The 12,481-nt window shown below is 66.5% G+C and carries 8 protein-coding genes and 2 riboswitches; of the genes, 7 read left to right on the top strand and 1 reads right to left on the bottom strand.

What is annotated here, in order from left to right:
- Positions 1–59 precede the first annotated feature (59 nt).
- From ACUDP5_RS25725 to gcvP, 7 genes are all read left to right on the top strand, one after another.
- Positions 60–2,321, top strand: coding sequence for an arginine/lysine/ornithine decarboxylase (locus ACUDP5_RS25725; protein ID WP_263909570.1), 2,262 nt, complete (start codon positions 60–62; stop codon positions 2,319–2,321).
- Between the two features lie 18 nt (positions 2,322–2,339).
- Positions 2,340–3,542, top strand: coding sequence for an NAD(P)/FAD-dependent oxidoreductase (locus tag ACUDP5_RS25720; RefSeq protein ID WP_445657541.1), 1,203 nt, complete (start codon positions 2,340–2,342; stop codon positions 3,540–3,542).
- 237 nt (positions 3,543–3,779) lie between these two features.
- A complete protein-coding gene (locus tag ACUDP5_RS25715; protein ID WP_445657540.1) occupies positions 3,780–4,394 on the top strand; it encodes a superoxide dismutase in 615 nt (204 codons plus the stop codon).
- A 25-nt stretch (positions 4,395–4,419) separates the two neighbouring features.
- Positions 4,420–5,313 carry a ZIP family metal transporter gene (locus tag ACUDP5_RS25710; protein WP_263909577.1) on the top strand — a complete coding sequence of 298 codons (894 nt, stop codon included), beginning with the start codon at positions 4,420–4,422 and terminating at the stop codon, positions 5,311–5,313.
- 87 nt (positions 5,314–5,400) lie between these two features.
- A riboswitch (glycine riboswitch) is annotated at positions 5,401–5,495 on the top strand.
- Positions 5,496–5,528: 33 nt separating this feature from the next.
- A riboswitch (glycine riboswitch) is annotated at positions 5,529–5,651 on the top strand.
- Between the two features lie 86 nt (positions 5,652–5,737).
- Positions 5,738–6,838: a glycine cleavage system aminomethyltransferase GcvT gene (gene gcvT / locus ACUDP5_RS25705; protein ID WP_445657539.1), complete on the top strand. Its 1,101-nt coding sequence runs from the start codon at positions 5,738–5,740 to the stop codon at positions 6,836–6,838.
- 96 nt (positions 6,839–6,934) lie between these two features.
- Positions 6,935–7,312: a glycine cleavage system protein GcvH gene (gcvH, locus tag ACUDP5_RS25700; RefSeq protein WP_025139390.1), complete on the top strand. Its 378-nt coding sequence runs from the start codon at positions 6,935–6,937 to the stop codon at positions 7,310–7,312.
- 97 nt (positions 7,313–7,409) lie between these two features.
- Entirely contained in the window at positions 7,410–10,283 is a 2,874-nt protein-coding gene (gcvP, locus tag ACUDP5_RS25695; protein WP_263909582.1) for an aminomethyl-transferring glycine dehydrogenase, read from the top strand.
- Positions 10,284–10,481: 198 nt separating this feature from the next.
- Here gcvP and ACUDP5_RS25690 read toward each other — a convergent pair whose 3' ends face one another.
- Positions 10,482–12,452 carry a DUF945 family protein gene (locus ACUDP5_RS25690; protein ID WP_445657538.1) on the bottom strand — a complete coding sequence of 657 codons (1,971 nt, stop codon included), beginning with the start codon at positions 12,450–12,452 and terminating at the stop codon, positions 10,482–10,484.
- Between the last annotated feature and the right edge of the window lie 29 nt (positions 12,453–12,481).

The raw sequence follows: 12,481 nt of genomic DNA, 5'->3' as shown, positions 1-12,481 counted from the left end.
CTAGAAGTACACTCGCGTCCGCCACACCGGTCCGTTTCGCTTGCCCCAGGAGCGCCTGCATGAAATTCCGCTTCCCTATTTTCATCATCGACGAGGACTACCGTTCCGAGAACGCGTCCGGTTTGGGTATTCGTGCCTTGTCTGAAGCGATCGAGGCCGAGGGCGTCGAGGTGATCGGGGTGACCAGTTACGGCGACCTGAGTTCGTTCGCCCAGCAGCAAAGCCGCGCCAGCGCCTTCATCCTGTCGATCGACGATGAGGAATTCGACGTGGATTCGCCCGAGGACGTGGCCAGCGCGATCAAGAACCTGCGCATGTTCATCGGCGAACTGCGTTTCCGCAACGCCGACATCCCCATCTACCTGTACGGCGAAACGCGCACCTCGGAACACATCCCGAACGACATCCTGCGCGAGCTGCACGGCTTCATCCACATGTTCGAGGACACCCCCGAATTCGTGGCGCGGCACATCATCCGCGAAGCGCGCAGCTACGTGGACAGCCTGCCGCCGCCGTTCTTTCGCGAGCTGGTCAAGTACGCGCAGGACGGCTCCTATTCGTGGCACTGCCCCGGGCACTCGGGCGGCGTGGCATTCCTGAAGAGCCCGGTGGGCCGGATGTTCCACCAGTTCTTTGGCGAGAACATGCTGCGCGCCGACGTCTGCAACGCCGTGGACGAACTGGGCCAGCTGCTGGACCACACCGGCCCGATCGCCGAATCGGAACTGAACGCCGCGCGCATCTTCCACGCCGACCACTGCTATTTCGTGACCAACGGCACGTCCACCTCGAACAAGGTGGTGTGGCATGCCAACGTGGCCGCGGGCGACGTGGTCGTCGTGGACCGCAACTGCCACAAGTCGATCCTGCACGCCATCACGATGACGGGCGCGATCCCGGTGTTCCTGCGCCCCACGCGCAACCACCTGGGCATCATCGGCCCGATCCCGCTGGAAGAATTCCACCCGGACAACATCCGCAAGAAGATCGAGGCCAACCCCTTCGCGCGCGAAGCGGTGAACAAGAACCCGCGCATCCTGACGCTGACGCAGAGCACCTACGACGGCGTCATCTACAACGTGGAAATGATCAAAGAGCAGCTGGGCAGCTACGTCGACACGCTGCACTTCGATGAAGCCTGGCTGCCTCACGCCGCGTTCCACGAGTTCTACAAGGACATGCACGCCATCGGCCAGGACCGCCCGCGCAGCCAGGACGCGATGGTGTTCGCCACCCACTCGACGCACAAGCTGCTGGCCGGCATTTCGCAGGCCTCGCAGATCATCGTGCAGGAGTCCGAAACCCGCAAGCTGGACCGCAACGTCTTCAACGAAGCCTACCTGATGCACACGTCCACCTCGCCGCAGTACGCGATCATCGCGTCGTGCGACGTGGCCGCGGCCATGATGGAACCCCCGGGCGGCACCGCGCTGGTCGAGGAAAGCATTCGCGAAGCGCTGGACTTCCGCCGCGCCATGCGCAAGGTGGAATCCGAATTCGGCAAGAACGACTGGTGGTTCAAGGTCTGGGGGCCGAACCGCCTGGTGTCCGAAGGCATCGGCAACCGCGACGAGTGGATTCTCGAAGCCAACGACCACTGGCACGGCTTCGGCGAAATGGCCGAAGGCTTCAACATGCTGGACCCGATCAAGGCCACGGTCATCACGCCGGGGCTGGACATGTCGGGCAGCTTCGGCGAAACCGGCATCCCCGCCGCGCTCGTCTCCAAGTACCTGACCGAGCACGGCGTGGTGGTCGAAAAGACCGGCCTGTACTCGTTCTTCATCCTGTTCACCATCGGCATCACCAAGGGCCGCTGGAACACGCTGCTGACCGCCTTGCAGCAGTTCAAGGACGACTACGACCGCAACCAGCCGCTGTGGCGCATCCTGCCGGACTTCTGCAAAGACCATCGCCGCTACGAGCGCATGGGCCTGCGCGATCTGTGCCAGGAAATCCACGAGGCCTACCGTGCGCGCGACGTCGCCCGCCTGACCACCGAGATGTACCTGAGCGACATGGTGCCGGCGCTGAAACCGTCCGACGCCTTTGCCCGCATGGCGCACCGCGAGGTCGAGCGTGTGGACATCGACCAGCTCGAAGGCCGCGTCACGGGCGTGCTGCTGACGCCGTACCCCCCGGGCATCCCGCTGCTGATTCCGGGCGAACGCTTCAACCGCACCATCGTCCAGTACCTGCAGTTCGCGCGCGAGTTCAACGAGCGCTTCCCGGGCTTCGAAACCTACATCCACGGCCTGGCCGATGAAGTGGGTCCGGACGGCGAAAAGCGTTACTACGTCGACTGCCTGATCGAAGACTGATACGGGCCGACTGTTCCGATGTTCGATGTTGCCGTTCTCGGCGCCGGCGCCGCTGGCATGATGTGTGCAGCGGTTGCCGGCCAGCGTGGCTTGCGGGTGGTGCTGGTCGACCATGCCGAGCGCCTGGCCGAAAAGATCCGCATCTCCGGCGGAGGCCGCTGCAACTTCACCAACATCGGGGCGGGCCCGGCCAATTTCCTGTCCGACAATCCGCACTTCTGCCGGTCGGCCCTGTCGGGCTACACGCCGCAGGACTTCCTGGCGCTGCTCAAGCGCCACCACATCGCCTGGCACGAAAAGCATCGTGGCCAGCTGTTCTGCGACGATTCCAGCGAATCCATCATCGAGATGCTGTGCGCCGAATGTGACGCGGGCGGCGTGAAGTGGCGCATGGGCTGCCAGGTGGCCGAGGTGGCCCATGGCGAGGCCGGCTTCGAACTGCGCACCAGCCAGGGCCCCATCCGGGCCGCCAAGCTGGTGGTGGCCACCGGCGGCATGGCGATCCCGCAGCTGGGCGCTACCGATTTCGGCCTGAAGCTGGCGCGCCAGTTCGGCCTGAAGGTGGTCGAGCCGCGCCCCGCGCTGGTGCCGCTGACCTTCGACGCGGCCCAATGGCAACCGTTGGCGGAGCTGTCCGGCGTGGCGCTGGAGGTCAACCTGCACACCGGGCAGGGCAAGACCCGCGGCGAATTCCTCGAAGACCTGCTGTTCACGCACCGAGGCCTGTCGGGCCCGGCGATTCTGCAGATCTCCAGTTTCTGGAAGCCGGGCGAACCCATCGTCATCGACCTGGCGCCGGGGCGCGACCTGGCCGACGAGCTGCTGGCGTCCAAGTCCGGCAACCGCCAGCAATTGCATACCGTGCTGGCCGGCCTGTGGCCCAAGCGCCTGGCCGACCGCTGGCTGCACCTGGCCGAGCAGGGCGGCAAGCCCGGCCTGGCGGCGCTGCGCCTGGCCGATGCCCCCGACAAGACCCTGCGCGCGCTGGCGCAGGACATCCACCAATGGACGCTGGTGCCCAGCGGCACCGCCGGCTACAAGAAGGCCGAAGTCATGCGCGGCGGCGTCGACACCCGCGGGCTGGACCAGAAGTCCATGCAGGCCAAGACCACCCCCGGGCTGTACTTCATCGGCGAAGCCGTGGACGTCACTGGCTGGCTGGGCGGCTACAACTTCCAGTGGGCCTGGGCCTCGGGCGTGGCCTGCGGCAAGGCGCTGTAGGCGCGGCGCCCGCGTTCGCGGACCGCCGCTTCGCTTTCATTCTCGGACGGTTTCACGGCAGCGATCGGCCAGGCCGCCACTGGCCGTGTCCACGCGGCCGGCGGGCCGCATCGCCCGCCGCCATGACAGCCTCGGCAACGCCACCATTGTTATATCAAATAAAAATACATATCATTTATGTTTTCGATAATCGATTCGGCCCCGCATTCGGCGGCGCCGTCCTGACGGAGACATGCCATGGCCTACACCCTGCCGACCTTGCCCTACGCCTATGACGCGCTCGAACCCCATATCGACGCCATGACGATGGAAATCCACTACAGCAAGCACCACCAGACCTACGTCACCAGCCTGAACGCGGCCCTGGACGGCGCCGGTATCGCCACCGACGAGCCGGTCGAAGCCCTGGTGGCCCGCCTGGACCAACTGCCCGAGGCCATCCGCGGCGCGGTGCGCAACCACGGCGGCGGCCATGCCAACCACAGCCTGTTCTGGTCCGTCATGTCGCCGCAGGGCGGTGGTGAGCCCGATGGCGCGCTGGCCCGCGCGATCGATGCGGAACTGGGTGGCCTGGCCGCGTTCCGCGAGGCCTTCACCAAGGCAGCGCTGACCCGCTTCGGCAGCGGCTGGGCCTGGCTGTCGGTCACGCCGGCCGGCAAGCTGGTGGTGGAAAGCAGCGCCAACCAGGACAGCCCGCTGATGCAGGGCAACACCCCCATCCTGGGCCTGGACGTGTGGGAGCACGCCTACTACCTGAAGTACCAGAACCGCCGGCCGGAATACATCGGCGCCTTCTACAATGTCGTCAATTGGCCCGAGGTGGCGCGCCGCTACGCCGCTGCCATCGGCTGATCCGGCATTGCGCGAGGGCAGGTTCATGAACACATTCAGCCGTCATCGCATCCGGCCCGCAGCCACCAGCGTCAGTGTCTGGACGTTGGCGGTGCTGGTCGCCTGCCTGGGCCTGCATCAGCTGTGGGTCTATCTCGCTGTGCACGCACCCCATGTGGCGGACGCGCTGCTGGGCGGCATGGTCGCCGCCGGCGCCACCGCGGCGGGCACGCTGCCCATTCTTTTCGCGCGCACCATTCCCCAGAAAATGCAGGACAGCATGTTCGGCTTCGGCGCGGGCGTGATGCTGGCGGCCAGCGCGTTCTCGCTGGTGGCGCCGGGCATCGCGGCAGCCGAATCGCAGGGCGCCGGCCCCTGGGGAGCCGGGCTGACCGTCGGTGCGGCCATCCTGCTGGGCGCGGCCGCGCTGCTGCTGATGGACCGGCTGCTGCCGCATGAACACTTCATCAAGGGCCGCGAAGGCATCGAGGCGCATCGGCTGCGCCGTACCTGGCTGTTCGTCTTCGCCATTACCTTGCACAACCTGCCCGAAGGCCTGGCCATCGGCGTGGGCTACGCGGGCAACGATCCGGTGCGCGGTACCGCGCTGGCCACCGGCATCGCCATCCAGGACATCCCCGAAGGGTTGGTGGTGGCCGTGGCGCTGATCGCCGCCGGCTACAAGCGGTCGTTCGCGGTGGCGCTGGGAATGTTGTCCGGCCTGGTCGAGCCGGTCGGCGCCGTGCTGGGCGCGGCGGTGGTGGGCTGGTCGGCGGCCATGCTGCCCTGGGGCCTGGGATTCGCGGCGGGCGCCATGCTGTTCGTGATCAGCCACGAAATCATCCCCGAATCGCATCGCAAGGGACACGAGGTCTATGCCACCTGCGGGCTGATGCTGGGCTTCGTGCTGATGATGCTGCTGGACACGGCGCTGGGCTAGGCGTTGCGAACAGGTTGCGGGCCGCCGGTGACAGGCCGCGCGGCGCTGGGCGAAGCCGGCGTTTCGCGGTATGCTTTCGGCGCTGTCACGCATGTTGCGGGAGAGAGCGGCTGTTACCGCAGCCGCCGCCGAAGGCGCAATTCGCCCGGAATCGCTCAGGTATCCCATACCGCACATGTTTGCCCTGTCCCGGTTTATGCCGTGCGGACGCGGCAAAACAGCACTCTGGAGAGACCTGGCGCCGCTGCCCAATCAGGGACATAGCGCGCAGCCCAGGCGCCGAAGGTGCAAACCCGCCACGCGGGGCAACTCTCAGGCAAAAGGACAGAGGGGCGGAAGATTCAGCCGTTGTGCGGGGGCGCATTGCCCATCTGCCAGCGGCATTCCGTAACCCTGGCACCGCTGCCGCTCCGGAGTCCCCTGCATGTCCGCAACCCTCAAACGCACCCCGCTGGCCGACGAACACATCGCCTCCGGCGCCCGCATGGTCGATTTCGGCGGCTGGGACATGCCCCTGGCCTACGGCTCGCAACTCGAAGAGCACCACGCGGTGCGCCAGGACGCCGGCATGTTCGACGTCTCGCACATGCTCAACGCCGACGTCACCGGCCCGGATGCCTTTGCCTACCTGCAGCGCCTGGTGGCCAACGACGTGGCCAAGCTGACGGTGCCGGGCAAGGCGCTCTACACCTGCATGCTGAACCCGCAAGGCGGCGTCATCGACGACCTGATCGTCTATTTCTTCGCCGCCGACCAATGGCGCGTGGTCGTCAACGCCGGCACCGCCGACAAAGACATGGCCTGGATGCAGCGCGTCAAGCAGGCCGGCAAGTTCGACGTCACCATCACGCCGCGCCGCGACCTGGCCATGGTCGCCGTGCAGGGCCCCAACGCCCGCGCCAAGGTCTGGGCCGCGCGCCCGGCCTGGCAGGCCGCCAGTGAACCGCTGACCCCGTTCGTGGCCGCCCGCATCGGCGACGACACCCTGGTGGCCCGCACCGGCTACACCGGCGAAGACGGCTTTGAAATCGTGCTGCCCGCTGCCGACGTCGTGCAGCTGTGGCGCGACCTGGTCGCCCAGGGCGTGCGCCCGGCAGGCCTGGGCGCGCGCGACACGCTGCGCCTGGAAGCCGGCATGAACCTGTACGGCCAGGACATGGACGAACTGACCCAGCCCGGCGAGGCCGCGCTGACCTGGACGGTGTCCCTGAAAAACCCCGAGCGCCGCTTCATCGGCCGCGACGCGCTGGAACAATTCGCCACGCCCGCCGCCTTCGTCGGCCTGAAGCTGCAGGAACGCGGCGTCATGCGCGCCCACATGGCCGTGCGCACCGCGCAAGGCACCGGCGAACTCACCAGCGGCACCATGTCGCCCACGCTGGGCGTATCGATCGGCTTTGCCCGCCTGCCGCAAGGCGTGGCCGCGGGCGATACGGTCGAGGTCGACATCCGCGGCAAATGGGTGCCCGCCCTGGTCTGCAAACTGCCGTTTGTCCGTAACGGCAAAGCCGTCGAACACTCGTAAACTCGAAGCTTCGCGCCGCAGGCCCCCCGTGGCGGGCGGGCTGCCGGCGCGAGGCGCGCAACACCATTCTTCTACCCGAATCCCTCAGGAGTTCCCATGAGTCTGCCCACCGATCGCAAGTACACCCAGTCCCATGAATGGGTCAAAGCCGAAGGCGACGTGTTTGTCGTCGGCATCACCGATACCGCCCAGGACCAACTGGGCGACCTGGTCTTCGTCGGCGACGTCAAGGTCGGCGCCAAGCTGAACGCAGGCGAAACCGCCGGCGTGGTCGAGTCGGTCAAGGCCGCCTCCGACATCTACGCCCCGGTCGCCGGCGAAATCGTCGCATTCAACGACGAACTCGAAAGCAACCCCAACCTGATCAACGAATCGGCCTTCACGGCCTGGATCTTCAAGATCAAGCCGGTCAACGCCGCCGATGCCGACAAGCTGCTGGACGCTGCCGGCTACGAAGCCGTCGCCAACGGCTAAGCCTGTCCGGGCGGGCGGCGGCGCCAGGCGTCGCGCCCGTCCGCAAGATGCATCACCGTTCGTCCCCCGACGACACCTGCTACCCCGAGATCCCTCCATGTCGCGCGCCCTAGACACCCACACCGACTTCATTCCCCGCCACATCGGCCCCTCCGACGCCGACCAGGCCGCCATGCTTGCCGTGATCGGCAGCGCCAGCCTGGACGCCCTGATCGAAGAAGTCGTGCCGCCCAAGATCCGCAGCCAGGCCCCGCTGGCGCTGCCGCCCTCGCGCAGCGAAGCCGACGTGCTGGCCGAACTGAAGCAGATCGCCGGCCGCAACAAGGTCTTTCGCAACTACATCGGCCAGGGTTACTACGGCACGCAGACCCCCAACGTGGTCCTGCGCAACATTCTCGAGAATCCCGCCTGGTACACGGCCTACACGCCCTACCAGCCCGAGATCTCGCAGGGCCGCCTCGAGGCCCTGCTGAACTACCAGACCATGGTCGCCGACCTGACCGGGCTGGACATCTCCAACGCCTCGCTGCTGGACGAAAGCACCGCCGCCGCCGAAGCCATGACGCTGGCCCGCCGCGGCGCCAAGTCGCAGAGCCCGGTGTTCTTCATCTCGCGCCACGTGCATCCCCAGACTATCGAAGTCGTGCGCACGCGCGCCGAAGGCCTGGACATCGAAATCGCCATCGGCGACGAAGCCGAGGGCCTGCCGGAATGCTTCGGCGTGCTGCTGCAATACCCGCATAGCACCGGCTCGGTGTCCGACTACCGCAAGCTGGCTGACGCGGCCCACGCCCAAGGCGCCGTGGTGGCCGTCGCCACCGACCTGCTGGCGCTGGCGCTGTTGGCCGCCCCGGGCGAATGGGGCGCCGACATCGCCGTCGGTTCGGCGCAACGCTTTGGCGTGCCGTTCGGTTTCGGCGGCCCGCACGCCGGTTTCATGGCCTGCAAGGACGCCTTCAAGCGCAACATGGCCGGCCGCCTGGTCGGCGTGTCCAAGGACGCCCAGGGCAACCCGGCGATGCGCCTGGCGCTGCAAACGCGCGAACAGCACATCCGCCGCGAAAAGGCCACGTCCAACATCTGCACGGCGCAAGTGCTGCTGGCCGTCATGGCCGGCATGTACGCCGTGTGGCACGGCCCGGCCGGCATCCGCCGCATCGCCCATCGCGTGCAGCGCTACACCGCCATCCTGCGCGCCGAACTCGGCAAGCTGGGCATCAAGGTCGCCAACGACACCTTCTTCGACACGCTGCTGCTGGAAACCGGCGCCGCCACCCCGGCCATCCTGACGGCCGCCGAGTGCGAGCACATCAACCTGCGCCGCGTCGACGGCGCCCGCCTGGCCGTCTCGCTGGACGAAACCGTCACCGCCGCCGACCTGCAAGCGCTGGTCAACGTGTTTGCCGCCGGCCTGGAGCGCGATGACGTCGAACTCGACATCGACGCGCTGGACGCCGCGGCCGCCAGCGGCATTCCCGCCGCCGTGGCCCGCGAAAGCGCCATCCTGAAGCACCCGGTGTTCTCCAGCGTGCAGTCCGAAACCGACATGCTGCGCTACCTGCGCAAGCTGGCCGACAAGGACCTGGCGCTGGACCGCACGATGATCCCGCTGGGTTCGTGCACCATGAAGCTGAACGCCACCGCCGAGATGATCCCCATCACCTGGCCCGAATTCGCGCTGATCCATCCGTTCGCGCCCGCCTCGCAAAGCCAGGGCTACGACGAGCTGATCACCCGCCTGTCGGCCGCGCTGTGCGAAATCACCGGCTACGACAACATCAGCCTGCAGCCCAACTCGGGCGCCCAAGGCGAATACGCCGGCCTGCTGGCCATCCGTGGCTACCACCAGGCCAACGGCCAGCACCAGCGCAACATCTGCCTGATCCCGTCGTCGGCCCACGGCACCAACCCGGCCTCGGCCCAGCTGGCCGGCATGGAAGTCGTGGTCGTGGCCTCGGACGCCAACGGCAACGTCGACCTGGCCGACCTGCGCGCCAAGATCGAACAGGTCGGCGACAAGCTGGCCGCGCTGATGATCACCTACCCGTCCACGCACGGCGTGTTCGAGGAAGCCGTCACCGAGATCTGCGACCTGGTGCACCAGGCCGGCGGCCAGGTCTACCTGGACGGCGCCAACATGAACGCCATGGTCGGCGTGGCGCAGCCGGGCAAGTTCGGTTCCGACGTGTCGCACCTGAACCTGCACAAGACCTTCTGCATTCCGCACGGCGGCGGCGGCCCGGGCGTGGGTCCCGTGGCGGTGCGCGCCCACCTGGCGCCGTACCTGCCGGGCGTGGTCAACGAGCAGGGCAAGCTGCCCGGCGAGGCCCACGTCGGCCCTGTCTCGGCCGCCCCGTTCGGGTCGGCCGGCATCCTGCCGATTCCGTTCGTGTACATCGCGCTCATGGGCGCCGACGGCCTGCGCCGCGCCACCGAAGTGGCCATCCTGAACGCCAACTACATCGCCACCCGCCTGCGCGACCACTACCCGGTGCTGTACGCGGGCCGCAACGGCCGCGTGGCGCACGAGTGCATCCTGGATGTGCGTCCGCTCAAGGAAACCAGCGGCATCAGCGCCGAAGACATCGCCAAGCGCCTGATGGACTACGGCTTCCATGCCCCCACCATGAGCTTCCCGGTGGCCGGCACGCTGATGGTCGAACCGACCGAATCCGAAGGCGTGGCCGAACTGGACCGCTTCATCGACGCCATGATCTCGATCCGCGAGGAAATCGCCCAGGTCGAGCGCGGCGAACGCGATCGCGAAGACAACGTCCTGAAGAACGCGCCGCACACGGCGCAGATGCTGCTGGCCGAAGAATGGCTGCACGACTACCCGCGCCAGCAGGCTGCCTACCCGGTGGCTTCCCTGCGCGACGCCAAGTACTGGCCGCCGGTGGCCCGTGTGGACAACGCCTATGGCGACCGCAACCTGGTGTGCGCCTGCCTGCCGATCGAAGCCTACGCGTAAGCGTGCGACGGGCCTGCCGCGAGGCGGGCCCGCGTGGCAAGACCGCAGCCCCCGCTTGTTTCAAGCCGGGGCTTTTTCTTTGGTGGCACCCGGGGCGGCTGCGCGCGGATGCAAAAAGGGCCGCACTGTGCGTGCGGCCCCTTGCTTGTCGTATCCGCCGCCGCGCCCGGGGGGGCGGGGCAGCCTGCGCGCGAGGGCTTACTTCGCCGGCGCGGCCGTCAAGGTCTTGGCAAAGTCTTCGGTGATGCTGAAGTACGTATTGATGAGGATCTGCAGGTTGTCCTTGCCGATACCGCCTTCCGCGTTCATGTCCATCTGCAGCACGGCCTGGTTCTTTTCGTCCAGGTAGGCGCGGGTCCAGCGGTATTCGCGGTTCCAGGCGTTGATGGCTTTCAGCGAGGCGGGCTTCTTGGTGGCGTACGTGGCGGTGACGACCAGGTCGTAGCACTTCTCGGTGAAGTCATTGCACAGGAATTCCATGCGCAGGTCGGTGGCGCCGGTGCTGCCCGCGTCCAGGATCAGCACGGGACCTTCGTCGCCGTCGGTCTTGCGCGTGGTGTAGCCCATGTCGTCGAGCATGCTGACGACCATGTCGACGTTGAAGTCCTGCAGCGTCTCGCTGCTGGACGCCGAGGCGACGTCGCCGTCCATGCCCGAGGTGGCGCCCGCGGCAGGTTCGGATTCTTCATCGTCGTCCGTCACGCTGGGCGAGATGCTGGCCGCGCTGAGCAGGCCCGAGAACAGTTCGTCGGCGGGGATCTTCTTGCCGTTCAGGTCGCCCATGCCATCGGCAAAGTGGAACTTGCCGACGATGTTGTCGCCTTCGTTCTTGCCCACGTTGAACATCTCGGCCATGCCGGACATGCTGCGCACGTTGTCGGCGGCTTCCTCGGCGGCCTTGTCGGCGGCCATGCCTCCCTTCTTGACGCCATACTGCACCATCAGGTCTTGCACCATCGGCTTGGAGATCACCAGCGTGGCATCGATCTGCTTGATGGCCTTGACGATGATTTCCTGCGGCGTCAGGTCCTTGACGTTGGGCGGGTTGGCCAGGTCCAGCGAGAACGTCAGCTTGCTTTCGCCCTTGGCGGTCTTCCAGCTGATCGGGTCGATGCTGAACGACGGGTTGCCCGCCAGCAGCTTGCCGGCGTTGTCCAGCAGCACCTGGAACTGTTCGTCGTTCAGGCCTTCGTCGCGCGTATCGGCCATGTACTGGCGGAGCAGCTGGTTGTAGGTGTCCGACAGTTGCTTGACCGCGGCGCCGTCCAGCTTGGCCAGCTTGATCACGGCCTGGGCATTGCCCAGCGCCACGTCGTTCACGTTGATGTCGCCGCTTTGGTAGGCGGCTTGCACATTGATGGTCTTGTCATCTTCGGCGACCTTGACGGTGTAGCCGAAGTTGTCGAGCGTAACCTTGACATCAGCGTCAGGCTTGAAGACCTCGGTGCGCTTGATCTTGAAGCCCGAATCGCCGATCGACAGGCCGAACTTGCCCATGCGGCTGTCGACGTCGATCGACAGGCCCGACAGCAGCATCTTGATCGGGTCGTTGCCCTTGGTGCCGTCCACGGCCAGCGTATCGGTCTGCGCGTGCGCGGTGACGCTCTGCAGGCCGCGGTCGAAGGTGCCGGTGATGGTCATGCCGCTGAAGTCGACCGAGTTGCCTTCGTGGGTGACCTTGACCGGCGCGATCTTCGAGGTCGAGGCGGTGTTGCCGCCGAAGCTGACCATGGCGTCGGTGATCAGGGGCGAGACGTCCTTGGTCAGCTCGAAGATCGGCTTGACGTTGTCCGTCTTGGCCAGTTCAGCATGGAAGAACGCCAGCTTGGGGGCGATGGCGCCGCGCGCCAGGGCGCTCTTGGGGAACGGGCCGTGCTCGATGTTGGCATCGAATTCGACCATGCCGTCGGGCATTTCCTGCGGGCTCTTGTCGTTCTTGACGAACGACAGGCCGTAACGCGCCTGGGTCGAGAACAGGCCGCGCTCATACTTGATCTGGTCGATGCGCAGACCGAACAAAGGCGTGATCTTGGCCAGCTTTTCGTTGGTTTCGGCCAGGTGGCGCTGGGCGCTTTCTTCAATGCGCTTGCCGGTGTACCACGTGGCACCTACCCAGCTTCCCGCTCCCACTATGACCACGGCTAAGGTGATCGCTACGCTCTTTTTCATCGTTTTGCTTTGTCGTTGATTATCGAGTC

The organism is Achromobacter sp. NCFB-sbj8-Ac1-l (assembly GCF_052695805.1).
The sequence above is the reverse complement of the archived record's forward strand: the minus strand, read 5'-3'. Positions and strand labels throughout refer to the sequence as shown.

Bases quoted from the DNA above. Each gene is read 5' to 3' on its own strand.
- ACUDP5_RS25715 (WP_445657540.1), top strand. From the start codon at position 3,780: ATGGCCTACACCCTGCCGACCTTGCCCTACGCCTATGACGCGCTCGAA.
- ACUDP5_RS25710 (WP_263909577.1), top strand. From the start codon at position 4,420: ATGAACACATTCAGCCGTCATCGCATCCGGCCCGCAGCCACCAGCGTC.
- gcvP (WP_263909582.1), top strand. From the start codon at position 7,410: ATGTCGCGCGCCCTAGACACCCACACCGACTTCATTCCCCGCCACATC.
- ACUDP5_RS25690 (WP_445657538.1), bottom strand. From the start codon at position 12,452: ATGAAAAAGAGCGTAGCGATCACCTTAGCCGTGGTCATAGTGGGAGCG.
- ACUDP5_RS25720 (WP_445657541.1), top strand. From the start codon at position 2,340: ATGTTCGATGTTGCCGTTCTCGGCGCCGGCGCCGCTGGCATGATGTGT.
- gcvT (WP_445657539.1), top strand. From the start codon at position 5,738: ATGTCCGCAACCCTCAAACGCACCCCGCTGGCCGACGAACACATCGCC.
- gcvH (WP_025139390.1), top strand. From the start codon at position 6,935: ATGAGTCTGCCCACCGATCGCAAGTACACCCAGTCCCATGAATGGGTC.
- ACUDP5_RS25725 (WP_263909570.1), top strand. From the start codon at position 60: ATGAAATTCCGCTTCCCTATTTTCATCATCGACGAGGACTACCGTTCC.